General features: G+C 63.9%; 3 protein-coding genes. 1 reads left to right on the forward strand and 2 read right to left on the reverse strand.

Translation table 11 applies throughout. The annotated features are described in order from the left end of the window. Positions 1 to 303 precede the first annotated feature (303 nt). The gene (locus A2J02_RS18170) at positions 304 to 1,071 is read left to right on the forward strand and encodes a tyrosine-type recombinase/integrase (protein ID WP_231893855.1); all 768 of its coding nucleotides are present in this window, start codon (positions 304 to 306) and stop codon (positions 1,069 to 1,071) included. 207 nt (positions 1,072 to 1,278) lie between these two features. Here A2J02_RS18170 and A2J02_RS18180 read toward each other — a convergent pair whose 3' ends face one another. Together A2J02_RS18180 and A2J02_RS28345 are read right to left on the reverse strand one after the other, a co-directional pair. Then, the gene (locus A2J02_RS18180; protein ID WP_068051846.1) at positions 1,279 to 2,181 is read right to left on the reverse strand and encodes a hypothetical protein; all 903 of its coding nucleotides are present in this window, start codon (positions 2,179 to 2,181) and stop codon (positions 1,279 to 1,281) included. Between the two features lie 6 nt (positions 2,182 to 2,187). Next, the coding region (locus A2J02_RS28345) for a hypothetical protein (protein ID WP_197478059.1) at positions 2,188 to 3,289 on the reverse strand (1,102 nt) is incomplete at its 5' end.

Consider the following 3,289-nt stretch of genomic DNA (forward strand, 5'->3'; position numbering starts at 1 on the left):
GTGGTGCCCCCAGTAGGACTCGAACCTACGACCTGCGGATTAAAAGGTCCACGATGCATACACCTCTACCGGGCGTACTGCACGAGCTCAGGCCGACCGGATGAACGCCCTTTACTGCCACGTCTGTGGCGAGTTTGTGTGCGAGGTTTCCGGCTCTATACCACCGGTGCCCGTGTCGCATTGGTCTTGTCGCAAACCAGACCCGACTGTCCGAATCGGGGGTAAGCCTGCCCAATGAGCACTAACGCAACGATTGACCAATGGGAAGTCTTTCAGGTTGGAACTCGCCGCTCGGACTGCACGGTGTCCGAGCGGATCCGCGTCCTGCAGCGGTTCCAATCCGACACCGGACTCGACCCCACGTACGCGCAGCCGATCGACATCGTGCGGTGGTACCGATCGCACCCCGAGTGGTCGGCCGGCACTCACTACACGTACCACTCGTATTTGAAGACGTGGTTCAGGTGGCTGCAGCTGCACGACATCCGAGCGGATGACCCGATGCTGAAAGTGGGTAAGGTCAAGCAGCCGAAGCGGAAGCCCCGCCCGGTGGCCGACGAGAACCTGATCAAACTCCTTCGCGTGAACATGCATCACCGCACGCGGGTGATGATCCTGCTCGCCGCGTTGGCCGGCCTCCGCTGCATCGAGATCGCCAAATTCCGAGGAGAACACGTCGATCTACCTCGCCGGCGGATGATCGTCCTCGGCAAGGGCGGCGACGAAGACTGGGTGCCACTGCACCCGGTGCTCGAGGCGACGGCCGTGACGATGCCACACCGGGGCTATTGGTTCCCGTCGAACTCGACCCGGCCAGGGCAGCACGTGAACCGTAAGTCGGTGTCACAGATCGTCGGTGATGCGTTCCGGCGGGCAGACATCCCAGGGTCGGCGCACCCACTGCGGCACTGGTATGCGACGACACTGCTCGACGGCGGGGCTAACGCCCGGGTGGTCCAAGAGCTGATGCGCCAATCGTCGTTGGAACACACGCAGCGATACATGGGCGTGAAGGATGAGCGAAAGCGTGCCGCAATCGACAGCCTGGACCTGTACCGTGCCGTAGCTTGAGGCGCATGCTGACGCTGATCTTCATAGCCGTGTGCGCGATCGGCTACTACCTGTACCGGCGAGATCACCCCCGACCACCCATCGAGAGAGGGCCTGTCAACCAAGTGTTGACATACCTCGCATGGGCAGTCGGGGGTGCGGCGTTGGTGGTGCTATTCATCTACAACCTGCCACCGCAGTCGTAGCAGTCTTGGTGTTATGGGCGGGCTACGCGATGGTCGACGGCGCGGTGTAGGTGTCACCGTTGTATCGCCCACCAGTGCCGAACGCGGCGGTGAAAGCCGCCTGGTCGAGGGCGTCGACCTCGGCGTAGGTGCGGCCCGACACGGTCAGATCCTCGATGTAGCAGGCGTAGAAGATCTCCGAGGAGAATCCCGAAGCCTGGCGGTTGGTCGTCGGGCTGGTGAGCGGTGAGCCGACGTTGAACCCGTACGCAGACAGGGTCGCCAGGGATGTCGGCGCGGTGCCGGTCCACCCGTTCGATGCGGAGTTCACGAACTGGGAGCCGACCTCGTTGCCGGAGACTCCGGTGCGCTTTCCCAGGAAGGTGCCCGACGCCGAGGTGGGCCGTTCAGACTGAGAACCCAGCGACACATGGCCGAGCTTGTAGTTCGCCAGGGCCGAGGATGACGCGGAGATCGCGAACTTGAAGTTGGTGGTGCCGGTCGTCAGTGTCTGGGCGCGGGTGCGGTTCGTCCACTGCGACATGTAGATGCCGTGTGTGGGGTTGTCGAACATGTACTGGCGGATGGCTGTTGGGACCAGGATGGCCGCGCCGCCAGCGCTTAGGGCGAGGGTGCCTTGGGTGACGATGGCGTGGATGCCGCCTTTTGAGCTGCGTTCAAGGAGCCCGACGCTACCGGTCAGCGCATTGGTCTTGAAGATGCCCGCGAGTGCGGCCTCGGTGGGCGATCCGCCGATCGCCGCTGCGGCCTGGGTGTGGGCGATGTTCGGGATCAGTGAGGCGTCGGCAGGCACACCTGCGGCGAGAGGCGCACTCGAATGCATGACATCGAGGAGGAGTAGTGAACCTGAGTGGAGTCGGGAGTCGGTGTCGGGGACGACAGGCCCGGAGCCCGCGCGGGGGATGATGATTCCAAGTCCGGCCATGGTGGGTTACCAGCCTTTCGAGCTGAAGTGGTGGTCGATCAGAAGGGTCAGCGCCTCGTACGCCTTGGCGTTGTAGTGCAGATCGTCAGAGCGGAATGACAGGGGCGTCACGCCATCGGCAATGTTTTGCAGGTCTGTTGCGGTGGGCGTGATCCCTACGGAGGTGAGGACGTCGGCCGAGCGAAGGTGCGCGGCACTGTCGACCCAGTACGGACCGAATGCGTCCCGTAGTGCGGCGTTGATGGCATCGACCTTCGCCCGGTCGGTCGTCGGGGTGTTGATTTCGACGTCTTTCGGGGGGATCGACATCACCAGCGCTCGGTCGGTGCCCGCGTAGGCGATGATGGCGCGAACCTGCGCGACCATCGAATCGGCTGTGTCGTTGATGTTGTTGCGGCCCACGCAGATGACCGGGATCAGGCCGCGGCCGGTGTTGGTCTGGAACGGTGTCGAGGGTGGGCACGGCGTGACGGCACCAGCAGTGGTGCGGGTGAAGGTGTAGGCGTACGTCGGTCCTGCGGTGCGGGTTGCGGTCAGGGTGCCGGGGATTCCGCATAAGGAGCCTTCGAGTGAGCGTGACCCGTCTGCGGTGATCTGCAGGAGATTGACGGACCAGGCGGTAACGGTGACCGTGCCGGACGCGGGGATCGCGTTGCCGTTGAGTGTGAGCAGTGCCGGCACCCCACCTTGGCGTGCGGCGATCTGCGGGGACGTTTGGCCGCCGATGCCGATGGTGGTGATTGCTCGGCCTTCCAGTGCCGTCGCGACCCCGCCGAGGTACGACACCCAATTGGCGGAGAGGGAATCACCGACGAACTGCACGGGCATGAGGACTTCGGGTTCTGGCTCGTACATGCCGTACAGGGAGCCGTCTGTGCGCTCGCCTATCAGTGCGCGGCGATCGGTGCCCATGATCACCCATTTCCAACCGATCTCATCGGGAAGCATGATGAACCGGGCCCCGCCGACCGCGGACGTGATGCCCTCGGCCTCGTTGGCGCGGACGAAGTAGTCGCCGTCGTCGAACTTCACACCGAACTCATCGTCGGCCAGCGCCTCGCCGGTGACCACGTTCTCTTCGGCTAACGCGTCTCCAACTGCGGCGACC

This window comes from Rhodococcus sp. EPR-147 (assembly GCF_001647185.1).
GTDB lineage: Bacteria > Actinomycetota > Actinomycetes > Mycobacteriales > Mycobacteriaceae > Rhodococcoides.